General features: G+C 33.6%; 15 protein-coding genes. All 15 read left to right on the top strand.

Translation table 11 applies throughout. From position 1 onward, the window contains the following. Nucleotides 1-2 precede the first annotated feature (2 nt). Nucleotides 3-974, top strand: coding sequence for an acyltransferase family protein (locus tag CYO90_RS00850; protein ID WP_103578095.1), 972 nt, complete (start codon nt 3-5; stop codon nt 972-974). After that, on the top strand, nt 971-3,097 hold the full coding sequence (locus CYO90_RS00845; protein ID WP_103578094.1) for a bi-domain-containing oxidoreductase: 2,127 nt from the start codon (nt 971-973) through the stop codon (nt 3,095-3,097). Before CYO90_RS00850 ends, CYO90_RS00845 begins: the two co-directional genes overlap by 4 nt. A gap of 12 nt (nt 3,098-3,109) precedes the next feature. Beyond that, nucleotides 3,110-4,387 (top strand): phenylacetate--CoA ligase family protein, encoded by a 1,278-nt coding sequence (locus tag CYO90_RS00840; RefSeq protein WP_103578093.1) that lies wholly within the window; start codon nt 3,110-3,112, stop codon nt 4,385-4,387. Nucleotide 4,388: 1 nt separating this feature from the next. Continuing rightward, nucleotides 4,389-5,474 (top strand): pyridoxal phosphate-dependent aminotransferase, encoded by a 1,086-nt coding sequence (locus tag CYO90_RS00835; RefSeq protein ID WP_103578092.1) that lies wholly within the window; start codon nt 4,389-4,391, stop codon nt 5,472-5,474. Then, nucleotides 5,464-6,126, top strand: coding sequence for an HAD-IB family hydrolase (locus tag CYO90_RS00830; RefSeq protein WP_181000193.1), 663 nt, complete (start codon nt 5,464-5,466; stop codon nt 6,124-6,126). The genes CYO90_RS00835 and CYO90_RS00830 overlap by 11 nt, the downstream gene beginning before the upstream one ends. Then, on the top strand, nt 6,110-7,345 hold the full coding sequence (locus tag CYO90_RS00825) for a lipopolysaccharide biosynthesis protein (protein ID WP_103578090.1): 1,236 nt from the start codon (nt 6,110-6,112) through the stop codon (nt 7,343-7,345). Before CYO90_RS00830 ends, CYO90_RS00825 begins: the two co-directional genes overlap by 17 nt. Nucleotides 7,346-7,571: 226 nt before the next feature. Continuing rightward, nucleotides 7,572-8,540, top strand: coding sequence for a hypothetical protein (locus tag CYO90_RS00815; protein ID WP_103578088.1), 969 nt, complete (start codon nt 7,572-7,574; stop codon nt 8,538-8,540). Continuing rightward, nucleotides 8,540-9,745 (top strand): glycosyltransferase family 4 protein, encoded by a 1,206-nt coding sequence (locus tag CYO90_RS00810; protein ID WP_103578087.1) that lies wholly within the window; start codon nt 8,540-8,542, stop codon nt 9,743-9,745. The genes CYO90_RS00815 and CYO90_RS00810 overlap by 1 nt, the downstream gene beginning before the upstream one ends. Then, entirely contained in the window at nt 9,738-11,840 is a 2,103-nt protein-coding gene (locus CYO90_RS00805) for an alginate lyase family protein (RefSeq protein WP_103578086.1), read from the top strand. The genes CYO90_RS00810 and CYO90_RS00805 overlap by 8 nt, the downstream gene beginning before the upstream one ends. Further along, nucleotides 11,833-12,867 (top strand): acyltransferase family protein, encoded by a 1,035-nt coding sequence (locus tag CYO90_RS00800; protein ID WP_103578085.1) that lies wholly within the window; start codon nt 11,833-11,835, stop codon nt 12,865-12,867. The genes CYO90_RS00805 and CYO90_RS00800 overlap by 8 nt, the downstream gene beginning before the upstream one ends. Continuing rightward, on the top strand, nt 12,860-13,981 hold the full coding sequence (locus CYO90_RS00795) for a glycosyltransferase (RefSeq protein ID WP_103578084.1): 1,122 nt from the start codon (nt 12,860-12,862) through the stop codon (nt 13,979-13,981). The genes CYO90_RS00800 and CYO90_RS00795 overlap by 8 nt, the downstream gene beginning before the upstream one ends. Then, nucleotides 13,978-15,291, top strand: coding sequence for an O-antigen polymerase (locus tag CYO90_RS00790; protein ID WP_103578083.1), 1,314 nt, complete (start codon nt 13,978-13,980; stop codon nt 15,289-15,291). Before CYO90_RS00795 ends, CYO90_RS00790 begins: the two co-directional genes overlap by 4 nt. Next, nucleotides 15,275-16,354: a glycosyltransferase family 4 protein gene (locus CYO90_RS00785; protein WP_219809092.1), complete on the top strand. Its 1,080-nt coding sequence runs from the start codon at nt 15,275-15,277 to the stop codon at nt 16,352-16,354. Before CYO90_RS00790 ends, CYO90_RS00785 begins: the two co-directional genes overlap by 17 nt. Beyond that, a complete protein-coding gene (locus CYO90_RS00780; RefSeq protein WP_103578082.1) occupies nt 16,354-17,478 on the top strand; it encodes a glycosyltransferase family 4 protein in 1,125 nt (374 codons plus the stop codon). The genes CYO90_RS00785 and CYO90_RS00780 overlap by 1 nt, the downstream gene beginning before the upstream one ends. Further along, nucleotides 17,471-18,835: a mannose-1-phosphate guanylyltransferase/mannose-6-phosphate isomerase gene (locus CYO90_RS00775; protein WP_103578081.1), complete on the top strand. Its 1,365-nt coding sequence runs from the start codon at nt 17,471-17,473 to the stop codon at nt 18,833-18,835. Before CYO90_RS00780 ends, CYO90_RS00775 begins: the two co-directional genes overlap by 8 nt. Nucleotides 18,836-19,115: the final 280 nt, after the last annotated feature.

Here is a 19,115-nt window from a genome sequence, read left to right as displayed (position 1 = left end):
ACGTGGATAAGTTTATTAGGTTATTTCCCGGAGTCCCATTATTTTTTCTAGTTTCTGGATTTTTAATTACCGATAGTTATTTAAATAGCAGAAATTTAAAAGAGTATTTTATAAAAAGAGCGCTTAGGATATATCCGGCTCTATTTATAAATATTTTAGTACTTGAGCTAGCTATGTATGTGGGTAAAAATTTTAATGATATCTCAGTATTAAAATACGTGGAATACTTCGTACTCTATGTAATTACCGCCGCTTCAGGTATAGCGGGCTTTATAATCGATATAAAAAACTATGCTTTATATAATTACGACGGCTTTTTTAGCTCCTATCCAAGCGGCGTTTTATGGACGCTTAGCGTCGAGTTATCGTTTTATATCCTCCTTCCGTTTATTTTGTGTATTAAAAAAGCAATCATAAGAAATTTATTGTTGGTTTTCCTATTTTTTACATCAATGATAATTCCTGCGATCGCCGATGAAAATTTTTACTCTGCTTCAAATTTAAATAAGCTTCTCGAGCTTATATGCTTGCCGTTTTTGTGGATATTTATCATCGGTATGGTTATGCGGCTTTATTGGCTGGATATAAAAAAATATCTCGAGAGCTATGGCTTATTTTATATTCTGTTCTATTTGATATTTTGTTTTACTACTATAGAGTTTGGAATCGGACTTGGAGACTATAAAAGAGGTTTGGAATTTTCTACCGTATTTCAAATTTTCCTTTTGGCGCTAGCTATGTTTAGTATGGCTTTTTCCTACACAAATTTAAAGATCCTTAGAAGTATCGACCTCTCTTATAGTACATATCTTTATCATATGTTGATAGTTCAAATTCTAATTAGTATGGGCTTTGGCGGCTCTTTATGGCTATATCTCATAGTGGTAGCCGCGACGCTCGCGATAGCTTGCGTTTCTTGGAATTTTATAGAAAAGCCGGCATTGAAATTAAAACAAATAAAGGTTATAAGATGATACAAGCGATAGTTAAAAAAGGTAAGGTTTTGGCAGAGCAGATCCCCGCTCCAAGCGTTTCAAAGGGATGCGTTCTTATCAAAGTAGTAAATAGCTGCATATCGGCGGGCACCGAGATAAGCGGCGTATCAAATAGCGGAAAGAGTCTGATAAAGCGAGCTTTAGAACAGCCCGAAAATGTAAAAAAAGTCATCAATATGGTGAAATCCGACGGCATAGCCAGCGTCTATGCGAAGGTAAAGGGCAAGCTTGATAGCGGAAATCCGACTGGCTATTCGCTTAGCGGCGTCGTCATAGCGGTCGGAGAGGGCGTTTCAAATTTTGAAATCGGAGAGCGCGTCGCTGCAGCCGGTGCAGGGCTTGCAAACCACGCAGAGTATGTAGATGTGCCTAAAAATTTAGTTATGAAAATGCCGCAGGATATGGACTTTGAGCGGGCTTGCACCGTGACGCTCGGCGGCATAGCGATACAAGGCGTTAGGCGGATCGATCTAAGGCTGGGCGAGACCTGCGTGGTGGTCGGTGCGGGGATTTTGGGGCTTCTTGCGGTGCAGATACTTAAAATTTCAGGTGTGAGGGTCGCAGTTAGCGATTTTGATGATAGGCGCTTGCAGATAGCAAAGGAATACGGCGCCGAGCTAACTATCAATCCCTTAAAGGAAAATTTGTTAGACGTCGTTTCGTCTTGGAGCGGCGGGTACGGTGCCGATGGAGTGCTATTTACCGCCGCTACGAGCAGTAGCGAGCCGCTATCACAAAGCTTTCAGATGTGCAAGAAAAAGGGCAGAGTGGTGCTCGTAGGCGTTGCCGGTATGCAGATCAATAGAGAGGATATGTATAAAAAGGAGCTTGATTTTCTTATCTCCACATCCTACGGCCCAGGTCGCTACGACAAGAGCTACGAAGAGGGGGGGCTTGATTATCCGTTTAGCTACGTAAGATGGACTGAAAATCGAAATATGAGCGAGTATCTAAGGCTGGTAAATGAAAATTTGATAAAGCTGGATAAGCTCATAGATGCAAAATACCCTATCGAGCAGGTAACGGAGGCGTTTGAGTCGTTGCAAACCTCGCAGAATAAGCCACTTATGGTTTTGCTTGACTACGGCGAGGCAAATTTAGTCGAGCTTGATAGCTATCTAAATCACGATAAAAAAATCATCATAAGCTCCGCGCCCGTAAATAGAGACATGATAAACGTCGCTTTCGTCGGTGTCGGGGGATTTGCCACCGGTATGCACCTGCCTAATATCTCAAAGTTTAAGGATAAGTATAAAATTTACGCGATAATGAACCGAAGCGGACATAAGGCAAAGGCGGTAGCGCAGCAATACGGAGCGAGCTATGCTACTTCAAATTTAGACGATATTTTAAATGACAAAAACGTCGATCTCGTGATCATATCCACAAGGCACGATAGCCATGCGGAGCTTACTTTAAAGGCGCTTGAAGCGGGCAAAAACGTATTTGTAGAAAAGCCTCTTGCGACAAACAAAGAGGAGCTTGAAAAGATAAAGAAATTTTACGAAGGTGGAGGCGACAAACCTCTTTTATTCGTAGGATTTAATAGGCGATTTAGCGCTTACGCGCAGGAGATAAAAAAGCACACGAGCGCTAGAATAAATCCGATGATAATCAGATATAGAATGAACGCAGGCTACATGCCGATGGATCATTGGGTACACGAAAACGGCGGCAGAATGGTGGGCGAAGCGTGCCACATAATAGATCTGATGACGGCACTAACAGGCAGCGAGATACAGAGTGTATTTTCGCAGGCGATCACACCGAGTAATGAAAAATATAGCGCCGATGATAACAAATCCATCGTCTTAAAATACAAAGACGGCTCGGTGGCAAATATCGAGTATTTCGCAAACGGTAGCAAGGAGCTAAGTAAGGAATTTATGGAGATCCACTTCGACGGCAAGAGCATCGTTTTGGACGATTATAAAAGCCTAAAAGGATACGGAGTGGGGCTGAAAGAAATTTCAACGAGCGTAAGTCAAAAAGGACAGCTTGAAGAGCTTGAGGCCCTATTTAAGACTCTAAAAAAAGGCAAAAGCTGGCCGATAGAGCTTTGGGATATGGTGCAGACGACTGAGATTTCGTTTTTGATATAAAAGGCTAAATTTATGACCAGTCAAATTTACAAAAAGATAAAAAGCAAAATCAAAAATTATATTTTTATCAAGAGAAATTCTAGCGAATATGATAAATTTCAGTGGAAAAGCGTAGAAGAGATAGAGCGTATCAGGACTAAGAAGCTAAAAGATATAGTAAAAAAGGCGGTTGATTTCGTACCTTTTTATAAAAATTTGGATTTAAAAATAGATTTTGAAAATTTTATCTTAGACGAATTGAAAAAATTTCCGATTATAAATAAACAAGTAATCAAAGAAAATTTTAAAGACTTTTGTTCTATCGAATTTAACGGAAAAGCATCTCATACGTCAGGATCTACCGGGGCTCCGTTTGAATTTAAAATCCCATATGAAAGCGATGCTATAGAAAAAATTGTAGCGAATAGAGCTTGGGGTATGGGTAAAGATTATGCCTATAAAAGCGGTGATCCGATAATCGTTTTAAGGACGTATTCGCCAAAAACAGGTGAGCCGCTTTATAAAATTTCAGGCGATTATTGGTATTTATCTCCGTTTCATATTAACGAGTCAAATTTGGCTTTGTATCTATCTGTTATCGAAAAGTCAAAAGCCAAAATAATAAGAGGATACGCAAGCTCTATATATATTTTTACGCTACTTTTAAAGCAAAAAAACATAAAAATACCCCAAATAAAAACTATAGTAACTTCATCTGAGACGCTACTGCCTGCGTATAGAAGCGCGATCGAGGATTATTGGGGGTTGCCCGTTTTAGACTGGTACGGGCAAAATGAAAGAACGGTAACCGTCCAGCAGTGTTGGGCGGGTAACTATCACAACAATGATGATTATGGGATAATAGAGCTTAGCGATAAAAATGAAATAATAGCCACTTCTCTAAATAACTACGTAATACCTTTTATTAGATATAATACTGGCGATAAGGCTATGCCTTTAGACGGTAAAGTGCCGATTTGCCCTTGCGGTAGGCATTTATCTATCCCTTTTAAAGGCATAGAAGGCAGAAGTGATGATATTCTTATTAAAGATGATAAAACTTCTATACCATCAATAAATATATATACTATTATGCATCAGTTAGATTTTATAAAACAGTTTCAAATTATCCAGTCTAAAAATACTGATGTAGTAATAAATGTTATTGGTGAGCTTGATGACTCAAAAAAACTATTATTGTCTAATAATATTAGGGATAGGCTCGGAAGTGTAGATATTAAAATAAATGTTGTCGATGAAATAAAAAGAGATTTATCGACTGGTAAGATTAAAACCATAATTAGGAAATAAAATGTTTGAAAATAATCATATTACTAAACTCAAGCCATATAAATTAGCATCCCATAAAGTATGGGAGTTAATGAATGATGATGTCTTAAAATTAGATTGGAATGAAGCTACTATTCAGCCTTCACCAAAGGTAAAAAATGCCCTTATAAATTTTATAGAAGATGGGCATATTAATTGGTATCCTGACACTAACAATGTGTTACTGTTAAAAGAATTATCATCTTATTGTGATATTTCATCTGAAAATATTCAATATTTTGGCAGCTCTGATTATCTACATGAGTATATTGCAAGGACTTTTATTCAAGACGATGATAAGGTACTTATTGTTGCACCTACATATGATAATTTTAGATCTACTATGGAAAGTTGTGGAGCCATGGTAGATTTTTTCTATCTTGACAAAGATTTTGCTTTTAACGCTAATCTATTCATTAATAAATTGAATGAGTTTAAACCAAAAATTGTTTATATATGTAATCCTAATAATCCAACTGGAACTATTTATGACAATAAATTTATTGAAGAGCTAATATCTAAATTTCAAAACACTTTATTTGTTATCGATGAAGCTTATTGGGAATTTACAGGTATTACTTGTAAACATTTAGTCAAGAAATATAATAATATTTTAATTTGCAGAACTTTTTCTAAAGCTTTTGCCTTAGCTGGATTTAGAATAGGATATGTTATATCTTCAATAGAAATAATTAGTTTACTTTCTAAAATTAGAAATCCTAAAAATATTACTGCCCTATCGCAAATAGCTGCTATATCTGCTTTGCAAGATAGTGAATATATGAAAGAATATGTAAAAGAAGTTAATATTGCAAAATTTTCTTTTGATAAAGAGCTTAGAGAAATTGGATATGAAGTATTTGGTATTGGTGGAAATTTTAGTTTAATTAAGTTTAGAGACAATTCTCTAAAGAATGAGTTTATAAATTTTTTAGAAATGAATAAAATTTTTATTAGGGATTATGGGCATGTGTCAAGTATGGAAAGTTGTGCAAGAATCACTATAGGAACTACCAAACAAATGAAAAAAGTGTTGAATGTTATCAGAGGCTTTAATATTGAAAGATAAACCCATACTAGCTATTTTTGATTTTTGCGATACGATTTTCGACGGTCAATCTACTACGTTTTTTTTGGATTTTTTGGAATCCAAGCTTACGATTACTAAGAAAATACTTGCAAAAATTATAAAGAAAATAAATAAAATACCCTCATCTGATAGCAAAAGATATAAAGAAAATTTAATGCGGGTATTTTACGGCGTCAAAAAAGAAGAGATGGGTAAATACGCTACAGAATTTTATCGTAGTATAGTCATAAATAGACTTCATAAAAGCGTTATAGAAGCTCTTTTGTGGCATCAAAAAAGCGGTCATATTATCGTAGTCGTATCGGGCGGATTTGAGGTATATTTGAGGCATTTTGCTAAAAGTTACGGCATAGATTATTTAATAAGTACGAAGCTTGAGTTTAAAAACGGTTTCTTTACTTCCAAAATCGCAGGCGATGAATGCTTGGGAGATAAAAAGGTAGAGTTGCTAGGTAGCGAGCTAAATTTAAAAGAATTTGATTTACAAAATTCATTTTTTTATAGTGATAGTCGTTCAGATATGCCTCTGTTTACGCTAGTTGGTAATAAAATAGTTGTAAAAAACACTCAAAATATTGATTGGATAGATGATAAGTTTAAGGTTTTAAAAGTAAATGGAAGTCATGCTTAAAAATTTATTTGTCTCAAAAGCTGCTAAACAAACTTTGTTTTTATTTGTAGCGCAGATATTTGGCATGGTAGCGGGCTTTATATCTAATATGCTTTTGGCTAAACAGATGGGAGCAACAGACTTTGGGATATACTCTTTATCTTTGGCTATCATTATATTTATTTCTATATTTTTTGAGTTTGGATATTTTTCTAGTGCCTCAAAAATGTTGGCGAAAAATCATGATATAGATTTGGAAAAGAAGATATTTGGAGTATCGATAATTATAGCCTGTGTTGTATTCGTATTGTTTTTATTGTTTTTGCTAGCTATTTCTTTTCTATTGGATATTGTGTTTGATTACAACATCGGTCATATCATTAGAATTTCATCCTTTGTTGGTTGGGGTTCTACAATTCCATTTTTTATGGAACTAATATTAAAAGGTAGTAATCATATAGGTTACTTAGCAAGTTTTAATATTTTTTCTAAAATTTTGTTTGTAGTACTTTTGTTTGTTTTGTTTGTTTTTAGACATTTAACTCCACTAAATGCACTTTTGTCATTTTCTATGTCTTATGCGGTAGTATTCGTAGTGTTTGCTTTTATGTTGCGACCAAATTTTGGTGGTTTTTTAGATGTTCTTGCGGCTATAAATTTAGAAAATAAAAGATACGGTATTCATGTGTATATAGGAAGAGTAATTGACGTTTCTGCATATAATATAGATAGGCTTTTAATAGGATATTTTATAGGTCCAAAAGATGTTGGCTTTTATGGGCTGGCAAATTCTATGGCAACCCCTATAAATTCACTATCTAATGCTATGAGCAGTACCATGTTTAAAACACTAGCGAATAGCAGTAAAATACCATTTGCCGTTTTAAGGGTAAATTTGGTTTGGGTGTTTCTGGCATTTGTTTTGGCAAATGCATTAGGATATTTAATTATCAAATTCTATCTGAGAGAAGAATATGCTGATGTTCTTTTTTTATTGTTTTTAATGTCTATTGCGGTTTGTTTTCAGGCTCTTTATCAGCCTTATAATGCTTGGATTAATGGGCATGGATATGGAATAGAACTAAAAAAAATGTCTTACTGTATGGCCGGTATAAATTGCTTTGGAAATATTATTTTAATACCCATATTAGGCACAGTTGGGGCTGCAATAGCAAGTATAGTAGCAACTTTTTATTATTTTTATGCATCTGTAGAATGTTATAAGCGTGTTGCTTTATGAATGATAGATTTGATGAAATATACAATAATGCTTTGGATGGCTGGGGTTTTTCTTTCAGAAGAAGCCAAATTTATATATTTCAAAAATATATAGATATATTTAAAAAGAGTAATATTAAGGGCAAGATTTTTGGAAATCGGCTGTGGTGCTGGATATTTTACGAATGTGATGTCCAAATCTCTAAAAATAAACAGTCGATCTATATATGTTTAGGGCAAAAGCGCATATGAAACAAATTTTAATAACTTGTGATACTGAGGTTGGTGAACTACATGCAGGTAAAACTGATGCATTTGAAATTTTTATAAAAGGCGAAACTGGAGGCATGGAAGTCGGCGTAAAGCTCATAAATGACTTAGCAAGTGAATACGGTGGTGTGGTGGAGCATTTTGTAGATGTGTATCCGCATGAAAGATACGGTGAAGATAAATTCAAAAGGCTATGTCAGGAAATCATTAGTGGTGGACATGGCATAAATTTACATACTCACCCATCAGGCAAATATGATAAGAAACGAAAATTTATGTGGCAATATAGTTTAGATGAGCAAATAGAAATTATAAAATTAGGTAAGCAAAAGATAAAAGAGTGGGTTGGGATAGATGTTATGGCTCATAGAGCCGGAGGATATGGTGCGAATAATGATACATTAGTGGCTCTTAAGATAAACAATATTCTTATAGATAGCTCCTTTTTTTATAAGAATGCAAATTGTGATATAGAATACAGATATGTAAATAGACCAAGTGAGAAAGATGGGATATTGCAGTTGCCAGTTAGTGTTTTTGAAAAGCAAAAGTGCTATGCTTTTCTAAAAACAAAAAGCGTCTTTCAAAAATTAGATTTTAGATACGGTTCTAATGCAGATGAGATTTTAAAAGCAATAAATCTTGCACCAAAAGACTGCATAATAATTCTTTTTTTACATAGTTTCAATTTTTTAAATTTAAAATACGACTTTAAAAATAAACGATATGTAGATATAAGCGTAAATGGGAATTTGATAGATGAATATAAAAAACTTTTAGGTGGAATTTCAAGCAATAAAGAGTGTGAGTTTGCATCTATAAAAGATTTGAATTTAAACTCTCTAAACTATATTGACTATGTGCCAAGCATTAGTGTAAATGCCAATATGTTAAAATCTATGATAGATAAATTTAGGCTAAAATTTATGCATATGGGCGATATATAATGAAAATACTTTATCTAAGGACGCTTTATTGGTTTGGGCTAAAAGCTGGCGGCTCAGTGGGGCACACTGCAGGTGTAATAAACGCTATGGACAAAAAAGCTGAACTTTCAGTGGTTTCAAATGATTATTTACCAGGTGTGAATAAAAATATTATAATTGTTAAGGCTGTAAAAATACCATTTATTCCAAAAGATATACTTGAGTTTATTTATAATTTTAAGATAATAAGATATTGCTTAAATTTAAAGGTAGATGCGATTTATCAGAGGTATAATGGGTTTAGTTTTTGTGGAGCATACATAGCAAAAAGGAAGAATATACCATTTATTTTGGAATTTAATTCATCAGATGTATGGAAAATTAAAAATTGGAAAAATAATGATACTTTTTTAAAGTGGGGTCTTAAGGTGCTTTACTATAAGATCTTTAAACTTCCTGTTGTTTGTGTAATAGAGAAATACAATTTGGATAACGCTTCTTATATAGTAGTAGTATCTGATGCTCTAAAGGATATCCTTTTAAAATTTGGAGTATCCAAAAACAAAATAATAGTAAATCCAAACGGGATAAATGAAAATAAATATAATCCGAAAGTCGGATGCGATGAGGTAAGGCAAAAATATGATCTTGAGAATAAAATCATAATCGGCTTTATTGGAACGTTTGGACAGTGGCACGGAGCTGAAAACATAGCTCTATCTTTTGGTGAGCTATTAAAAAAATATCCTGAATGCAAAAATAAAGTAAAGCTATTCATGATAGGTGATGGTATTAGGATGCGTGCTGTAAAAAAGTGCATTTTAGAATTTGGTTTGCAAGATGATGTGTCCTTAGCTGGGTTGATCCCACAAGAACTGGGAGCAAAATTTCTAAATGCTTGTGACATTTTAGTTAATGCTACTGTGCCAAATCCCGATGGAAGTGAGTTTTTTGGTAGCCCTACTAAGCTGTTTGAATACATGGCTATGGGTAAAGCTATAATATGTAGTGACATGGCTCAGATGTCTGAAATTTTAGAACATGGCAAAACTGCTTATATGGTGGAGCCTGGAAATATAGACGAGCTTATGACCGCTATGAAAAAGCTTATAGACGATAAAGAACTAAGGTATCGCCTAGGTATTAATGCTAGAGAAGAGGTTCTTCAAAAGTACACATGGGACAAGCATGTGGATAAAATTTTGAAAGTTATAGATAATGAGTAAAATTTACTATTATCTCAAAAAAGCCAAATCAATGCCATTTGATGAACTGGCTACAAAAACAATTAATAAAATTTCTAATATCGCAAAGAATAAACTCCTAAAGGCACGCGATTTAATAGGGAATACTAGTGTAGATTTTAATGTTCCGATTATAAAAACTAGCTATATAAATATAAAAGAGCTTAACTTGTCAAATATTGATCCAAATGTTGCAAAATATCTATCCAAAATGTACATCGAGCATAAATTTGATCTGCTTGGTAGTGGCTGGGTGAAAAATAGCTATGATAGTGCGGCGCTCGGGCTTGAGGGCTACAAATACTATATGAATGTTGCAACACCCGCGAGTGTGTCTGAAGGCTACGAGCCGATTGATTGGCAGAAGGACTTTAAAAGTGGCTTTAGATGGAATGAGAAGAAATGGTATAAGGACCAGCGCATAGCCCATAAGCTTGGTAGCGATATAAAGGTTCCATGGGAGCTTGCTAGGTTGCAGCATCTGCCACAGCTTGCTATTTTTACAATGATGGATTCAAATTTAAAAGAGCAAAATTTAAAGGAATTTAAAAATCAAATTTTAGATTTTATCCGTAACAATCCTCCTAGAATGGGTGTGAATTGGACTTGTACGATGGACGTAGGTATCAGGGTTGCTAATATGCTGGTGGCTTATGATATATTTTGCCAGATGGACGGTGGAGGAATTTTAGATCAAAAGTTTAAGCAGACTTTTTCAAATAGTGTCTATGAGCATGCACTTCATATTGTAAATAACCTAGAATATTCACCTATTTTAACATCAAATCACTATCTAAGTGATATTGCAGGCTTACTATTTGCATGTGCCTATCTAGATAGTATTAGCGAAGTGGATATGTGGTTGGCATTTGCTGTGCAAGAGATTGTTGGTGAAATGAAAAAGGAATTTTACGAAGACGGTGGAAATTTCGAAAGTTCTACGAGTTATCATCGCCTTAGTGGTGAGCTAATGGTGTATAGTGTAGCTTTGATAATGGGCTTTAAAAATAAAAAGGTTTTATCTTTAAAAAGTTACGACGAGAAGTTTTGGTATAAAAAGCCAAAACTCCTGCTGCCAAACAAGCAAGAATTTAAAATTATAAACGGACAAGTAGTGCTTCCACAATGGTTTATTGATAGATTGTATAAAATTGGTAGATTTACTGTTGATATTACAAAACCAAACAAAGAAGTGCCACAGTTTGGTGATAATGATAGTGGCAGGTTTTTTAAATTTAGTCCAAATGGTGAGTTGTTGAGTGGCAAACAGGCTATGTTAAAATATATAAATTTAAAAGACTATAAATGCGAGGATGAACTATTTTGGGATGAAAATATCTTAAATCACTCTACGCTAGTTGGTTGTATGAGTGGGTTTTTTGAAGATGAGTTGTTTAAAAATGACATGTACTTTGAAAAAAGTTTTATAAAAGCTCTTGCAGGTAATATATTAAAAGCAAGTAATAAGACATATAAAAAGCCTATCACTTCGGCTGTAGAACTTAGTGAATTACCATATCAAAAAAGTATGGAATTTGGTATTTCAAAATCGCAAGATATTAAAAGTATCTTTTATCCAGATAGTGGAATTTTTATTTACAAGTCAGATAAATTTTACCTAGCTGTCTGTGCTACGCCACTGGGGCAAAGTAATCACGGCGGACATACACATAACGATAAGCTAGGTTATGAGCTTTGGATAGATGGTCATGATATAGCGAGAGATCCAGGTACTTACCTCTATACACCGATTCCTAGTATAAGAAACGAATTTAGAAGTATTAAAGCACATAATGTGCCAAATATTAACGATTTGGAGCAAAATGATTGGGCTGATGGTGCGATTGGATTATTTGGAATGTTTATGGAATGTCAATGTTTTGTGGTAGACTTTAGAGAAAATTTTATAATATTGGCAGCAGAGTATAAAAATGCAAAAATTGTTAGGAAATTTGAAATAAAAGAGAATAAATTAATAATATTGGATATGGCGAATAAGGATTTTTGTTATACTAATTTTGAGTTATATTCAAATGGATATGGAAAGTTATCGAGAGTTGGTTCATTAAATGAATAATAATATTATAGTAAACAATAATTTTAATTTATTAAGATTGATAGCTGCGCTCCAAGTTATGTTTGTTCATGCAAATGGTTATTTGGCAGATAAAAGCGATTTTTCTTGGTATATAACTAGTATACTAAATTTTAGCGGTGTAACCGTATTTTTTCTAATTAGTGGCTTTTTAATAAGTATGTCTTATGCAAGAAATCAAGATTTAAGAACTTATATTAAAAATAGAATTTTAAGAATTTATCCAGGGCTTTATATTAATATTTTTATCGGTATAGTAATTTTATATATTTTTATAGATTTAAATTTTGACTTTGATTTTTTTAAATGGCTTCTTACTCAAATCAGCTTTTTGCAATTTTATAATCTTGAAGCCAGTAAGGCTTTTGGTACAGGTGAGATAAATGCGCCGCTTTGGACGATCTCGATTGAGCTAGTATTTTATGCTGTCTTACCCATCATTTTTCTTATAAATAAAAAGACTAAGAAAATATTGCCTTGCATTTTTTTGATCTCAATAATATTTTTTATATATAATTCTAGTAGTGATAGAAATTTGTTTATTAATAAACTTATTAATGTATCTTTGGCGCCATACCTGTTTGTATTTTTAATTGGCTTCTATTTTTATATATATTTTGATTTCTTTCATAAGTATTTAAAGGATAAATTTTTTATATATTTTGCTACTTATGTTATCGGTAGAATTTGCTTCCATTCTTTTAATAATATTTTTTTAGATATATTTGTAAATTATTTTATATTCTCATTTCTGGTTTTTTCTTTTGCTTTCAGTTTCGAAGGTCTCGATAAATTTTTGCGAGGAAATGATTTTACATATGGTACTTACATATACCATATGTTTTTTGTAAATATTTTTGTACAAATGGGTAGGGGGGGCAGCATTTATGTAATATATGTCGCTATTTTGTCTATATGCTGCGCTATAATCAGCTGGTTTTTTGTAGAGAAACCGTGTTTAAACTTAAAAAATAGAAGCTTATATCGCAGCAGGATGAAAAATGTCTAAAAAAATACTATGGTGCGGAAATTCGTATTACGGTTCGCCGTTTAAAGTCGGTTGCAATTATTACAGCGAATTGCTAGCTAAGGAGGGAAACAAAGTTTTATTTATCGCGCCGCCCGTTTCGCCGTTTCATGATAAAAATAACGAAGCCATCAGATTCGCTCAATCAAAAAAAGGTGTGCATAAAATTTTTGAAAAGTATTTTATATACACTCCGTTTGCGCTTATTCCGCCATTTAAAAAGCTGCCATCCCAATTTTATTGGATTATAAAAATATGGCATATTTTTACCTTACCAAATTTTAAAAATATGCTTAAAAATTATGATTTCTTAAACGTAGATACTTTGGTGATAGATAATTTCGTATTTCTACCTTTAATAAACATTATAAAATATAAGAAGTTGATTGTTAGGGTTACCGATAGGCTTGAAGGTTTTGGCGTAGGGGCAGCAGCTATCAAGGCAGAGGAGTATCTAATAAAAAGAGCAGATAAAGTGATATATACATCATCAAACCTTAAAAACTATATAGAAAAATTTAATAAAAATTGCCTCTATCTGCCAAACGGAGTTGATTTTAATAAATTTCAAAAAAAATACGATAAACCGGATTTTTTTTACACAATTACAAAACCGGTTGCTGTTTATGTGGGCGCTATAGAAAGCTGGTTTGACTTCGACCTACTAGATTATGTCGCCCAAGAGCTAAAAGATGTGCATTTTTTAATAATTGGAGCTGTAAAATTCAAACCCGACAATTTTGATCAAATACAATCTAGAGAAAATATTACGTTTTACGGCAAGGTTGACAATAGTTTGGTTGCCTCTTTTTTGCAATTTTCAGACGTCGGCATAATCCCGTTTAGGTTAGATATGGATTTAGTTCATTCTATAAGTCCACTAAAACTATATGAGTATTCTGCTACTGGACTTTATACAGTAGCGACTAAGTGGCGAGAATTGGAACAGCTTGATAACCCTGCTTTGCTGGCATCTAATCACATTGAGTTTAAAAATAAAATATTATATGCTTTAGAAAAGCGTAATGATTTTAATGAAGTTATAGAATTTGCAAAGCATAATGATTGGAATGATAAACTAGGAGGAATATTGTGATATTTTGTTACTCAGTACTAGTTTGTTTTTTGTTTTTTATCTTTTTATATTTATCTTTTAAGAATAGATTTTCTTTTGCTTATATTTATTTTAACTTTTTATTTTTTACTCATATTATTGGTATTGTATTTGCTGAATTTTTTGGAATAATGGAATTGGATCATCTTAAAAATATATATGATAATGAATGTTTAAATGGTGCCAGTGCTATCTATATACTATTTACAATATTTATAAATTTAATATTCTTAAAAACTATTAATAATTTTAAGATACCAATATGCCAACGCATGGATTTAGTTAATAAGTTGCATGTACGTAATATAAATTTTGTTATTATATATGTGCTTTTTCTGTTTGTTCCTTTTTTGTTTGCGTATTTTTACATTTATACTCAAGGCAACATTCCATTGCTTGAAGGTGCCACAGATATGGCAAGAGTTAAGGTAAAAGAATATGGTAATTTATTTAATATAATAATGACTGTTTTTTTTCCAATATTTTCATCTATTTTTATTTTACTTGCTTTAGTTAATAAAAAATCGTTTTTGATTATATGTTTTATTTTAATCCAATTAATGATATATCCAATATTAATGGCTCATAGGTCAGCTATGTTTATGGTTCTTTTTTATCCTGTAGTTACTACGGTAATGTATTATGGTATTGAAAAAGTAAAATTTATTGTTACTGTATTGTCCTGTTTTACAATAGTGTATTTCATGATATTTATGTTTTTGCACTTTGAAGGAAAATATGATATATCTGAGATTTTTTGGAAACTTATGTTTAGACTATTTGTAGCGCAAGGATCTAATTTTTATTTGATTTGGACTGATTTTGTAAACGATAAATTGCCTTATTTTTATAATTTCTCATTTTTAAAACAAGCCTTTTATTCTTCTGTGTTACAAATTTTTTTTGATGATTATTTGGATTATATACCGTTTGAACATGAGATTACTTTGTATTACACAAGTGAATGGTTTGCGACCAGTTGGAATTTGGCTACAACCACTTTGGGTGAAGCCGTTTTTACTTTTGGAATAGTTGGCATATTGTTCTTATTGATATTAATTTTTATTTATATACAACTAATAAACTTTTTATTTAAAAAATTTATTAGTTGTGGCAATGTTTCTTATCTTGGGGCATGTCTGTTGCTCGTAAGCTATTTAAACAATATATGGAATATGGGAGGATATTATCAGTTATTTTCTATTAATATGATATTTTTATTTTTTATTTGTTTTATGTTTTTTTATATTTTAAACCTTTTATTAAAGGATAAAATTGTTATTAGTAATTGATTTTCGTATGCATAAAGCATCTGGTATAGGTACGTATATTAAATCGTTGTTGCCTTTTTTAGTGGAAAAATTTGAAATTGTTCTACTTGGCAACAGAGATGAAATAGGGGGTTATGAGTGGAGCAAAAGTGTTAAGGTTATAAAATGTAAATCCAAAATTTATTCTATAAAGGAGCAGCTTGAGTTGCCTTTAAAGATTCCTAAATGCGATATTTTTTGGTCTCCTCATTATAATATCCCTATCTTGCCCGTAAGGGCGAAATTTAGAGCGGTTACCATCCATGATGCGTTTCATTTAGCCTTTTACGACACCTTAAATTTTATGCAAAAGATGTATGCCAAGATGATTTTTAATCAAGCTTTAAGTAGAAGCGACATTGTCTTTAGTGTTTCTGAATTTTCAAGAAGTGAGATATTAAAATATACGAAAACGGATAAAAATATTTTTATTGTACCAAATGCTATAGACGAGAGGCGTTTTAATAACCGCTACGATAGCGCCGTTTTGGAGGCAGTGGCAAGAGAATATAAACTTCCGGAAAATTTTATTTTATTCGTAGGAAACGTGAAGCCTCACAAAAATTTAAAAAATTTATTGTTTGCACTGGATAAGACGGAGTTAAATTTGGTGATAGTGGGAAAAAAAGATGGCTTTATAACTAGCGATAGCGATATTTTTGAGATTATCGAGAAAAATAATCTTGGAGAACGTATATTTTTTACAGGTTATGTTAAGGATACCGACATTGCAGCTATTTATAATCTAGCAAAATTATTTGTCTTTCCGTCTTTATACGAGGGGTTTGGGATTCCGCCGCTTGAAGCGCAGGCATGTGGTTGTCCAGTGGTATGTTCGAATGTGGCTAGTATGCCCGAAGTTTGTGGCGATAGCGTTATATATTTTGATCCATGCAACGTGGAAGAAATGAGAGATAAGATTCAAATAGTTTTAAACGACGAAATTTTACAAAATGAGCTTCGCACTAAAGGTTTTGAAAATATAAAAAGATTTAGTTGGGAGCGCTCGGCAAAACAGATAATTAAAACAATGGAGAGTTTGTAATGAAAAAAGCTCTAATCCATGACTGGTTTAGTACCTATGCGGGCGCAGAGAAATGTATCGAGAGTTTCACGAATGTTTGGGATGATTTTGAAATTTACAGCCTCATCGACTTTTTAAGCGAGCGCGACCGAGACAAAATTTTAAAAGGCAAGCGCACCCACACGAGCTTTATCCAAAAGCTTCCTTTTGCGAAGGACAAATACCGCAACTATCTGCCGCTATTTCCGCTCGCGATCGAGCAGTTTGATCTAAGCGGATATGACGTTGTGCTATCGAGCTCGCATGCCGTCGCAAAGGGGGTGCTGACGCACTCAAATCAACTCCACATAGCTTATGTGCACACGCCGATCCGCTACGCGTGGGATCTGTATCATCAATACTTACACGAAAGCGGGCTAGATCGAGGTTTAAAGGGCATGCTTGCGAAGTATTTTTTACATAAAATTCGACTTTGGGACGCGAGCACCGCAAACCGCGTAGATTACTACGTCGCAAACAGCCGCTACATCGCGCACCGTATCCAAAAAACCTACGGTAAGCCTAGTGACGTCATCTATCCGCCTGTTGATATAGATAAATTTGCATTGCATGAATCCAAAAGTGATTTTTATCTTACTGCTTCGCGTATGGTGCCATACAAAAAGATAGACCTTATAGTAGAAGCATTTTCGCAAACTGACAAAAAACTATTGGTAATTGGCGATGGACCAGACATGGGAAAAATCAAGTCAAAAGCGGGTAAAAATGTCGAGCTTTTGGGTTTTGCGAGTGATGAAACGATGGCGGATCTAATGGGGCGGGCAAAGGCGTTTGTTTTTGCCGCCGAGGAGGACTTTGGCATTACGCCGGTGGAGGCGCAGGCATGCGGCACGCCGGTGATTTGCTTCGGACGCGGCGGCGCTCGCGAGACGGTGCTTGATGGCGAGAGTGGACTGTATTTTATGGAGCAAAACACAAAGGAACTGCTCGCCGCCGTAGCTAAATTTGAGCAAAATTATGATAAATTTGAACCTATAAAGATCAGAAAAAATTCTTTAAAATTTTCACGAACACGCTTTGAGTCTGAAATCAAAAGCTACGTCGAGAAAAAATATGAAGAATTTAAGGAAAGACAAAATGACTAATATAATCCTAAGTGGTGGCAGTGGAACGAGATTGTGGCCTATTAGCCGTACACTTATGCCAAAACAATTTGCCAATCTTTTTAATAGCCATTCTCTTTTTATGATGTGTTACGAAAGAAATTCTTCTTTATGTGAAAAAACACTTGTTGTTTCAAATGAACAACAATATTTTTTAGCACTTGATCAGCTCGAGTCTATAAGTGCACGTAATGTAAAATTTTTACTTGAGCCAATTGGCAGAAACACTGCTCCTGCGATTGCGCTTGCATGTTTAAGTTTAGAATATGATGAGATAGTTTTTGTAACACCAAGCGATCATCTTATTAGGGATGAAGTTGTATATAAAAATAGTATTCTACGTGCACAAGAATACGCAGAACATGGGTTTTTAGTGACATTTGGCATTCAACCAAAAGATGCAAATACAGGATATGGATATATCGAAGCAAATGGTGAAGATGTGCTAAGGTTTCATGAAAAACCCGATCTTGCAACAGCACAAAGTTATGTAGAGGCTGGAAATTTTTACTGGAACAGTGGTATGTTTATGTTTAAGGCCGGGGTATTTTTAAATGAGCTAAAGGGGCAAAATCCTGAAATTTATGACGCATGTGTTCTAGCATATGAAAAATCTAGTCCAAATTGCCCATTTAGGATTAAATTGGAATATATGCAAAAAATACCTGCAGATAGTATTGATTATGCGGTTATGGAACGCACGAGCCTTACCAAAGTCGTGTCAGCAGATATGGGTTGGAGTGATTTGGGAAGTTTTGACAGTCTTGATAATGAGCTACCTAAAGATACGAATGGTAATACTATAAATGATAAAAATATATCTCTAAATTCTAAAAATAATCTAATTATTAATTCTGATCGTACAATAGCCACTATAGATGTAGATGACCTTAATATTGTAGATACTAAAGATGCTCTGCTTATATGCAAGAAAGGCTCTAGTCAAAAGGTAAAACAGGTTGTAGAACTACTTAAGGATAGTGATCTAATACACACTCACGTAACCACACATCGTCCTTGGGGCACTTATACAGTACTTGAGGATGAAAGCGGCTATAAGATTAAGCGCATAGTTGTTAAACCAGGCAAACGATTGTCATTGCAAAAACACTATCATCGTAATGAGCATTGGATTGTCGTAAGTGGAACTGCTACTGTAACTATTGGAGAGCGAAATTTTTTGCTACGTGAGAATGAATCAACCTTTATTAAAATGGGTGAAATTCATCGTCTTGAAAATGAAGGCAAAATTCCAGTCGTCTTGATAGAAGCTCAAGTAGGCAGTTATACTGGCGAAGATGACATTGTTCGAATTGAAGATGATTTTAATAGGAATTGATAATGAAAAAACAACTTTGCATAATGATTTTATTAATAGTTGATATTTTAATAATGTGCTTTTCTTTTGGTATATCCACGGTACTTTGTGACAATTTAACCTCGCTAGAGACATTAAAATATCAGAATTTTATATTATTTTATATGATTTTGATATTTTTGTTTTTTTATCAAGGAATTTATACAAGGAGATATGACTTTTGGTATGAGACTAAGATGATAGTTAAAAGTTGTTTTTTTGGACTTTTGCTTAGTTTGTCTATATTAGCACTTACTAGAAA

It is taken from the genome of Campylobacter concisus, from assembly GCF_002913745.1.
GTDB classification, from domain to species: Bacteria; Campylobacterota; Campylobacteria; order Campylobacterales; family Campylobacteraceae; genus Campylobacter_A; species Campylobacter_A concisus_R.
The sequence above is the reverse complement of the archived record's forward strand: the minus strand, read 5'-3'. Positions and strand labels throughout refer to the sequence as shown.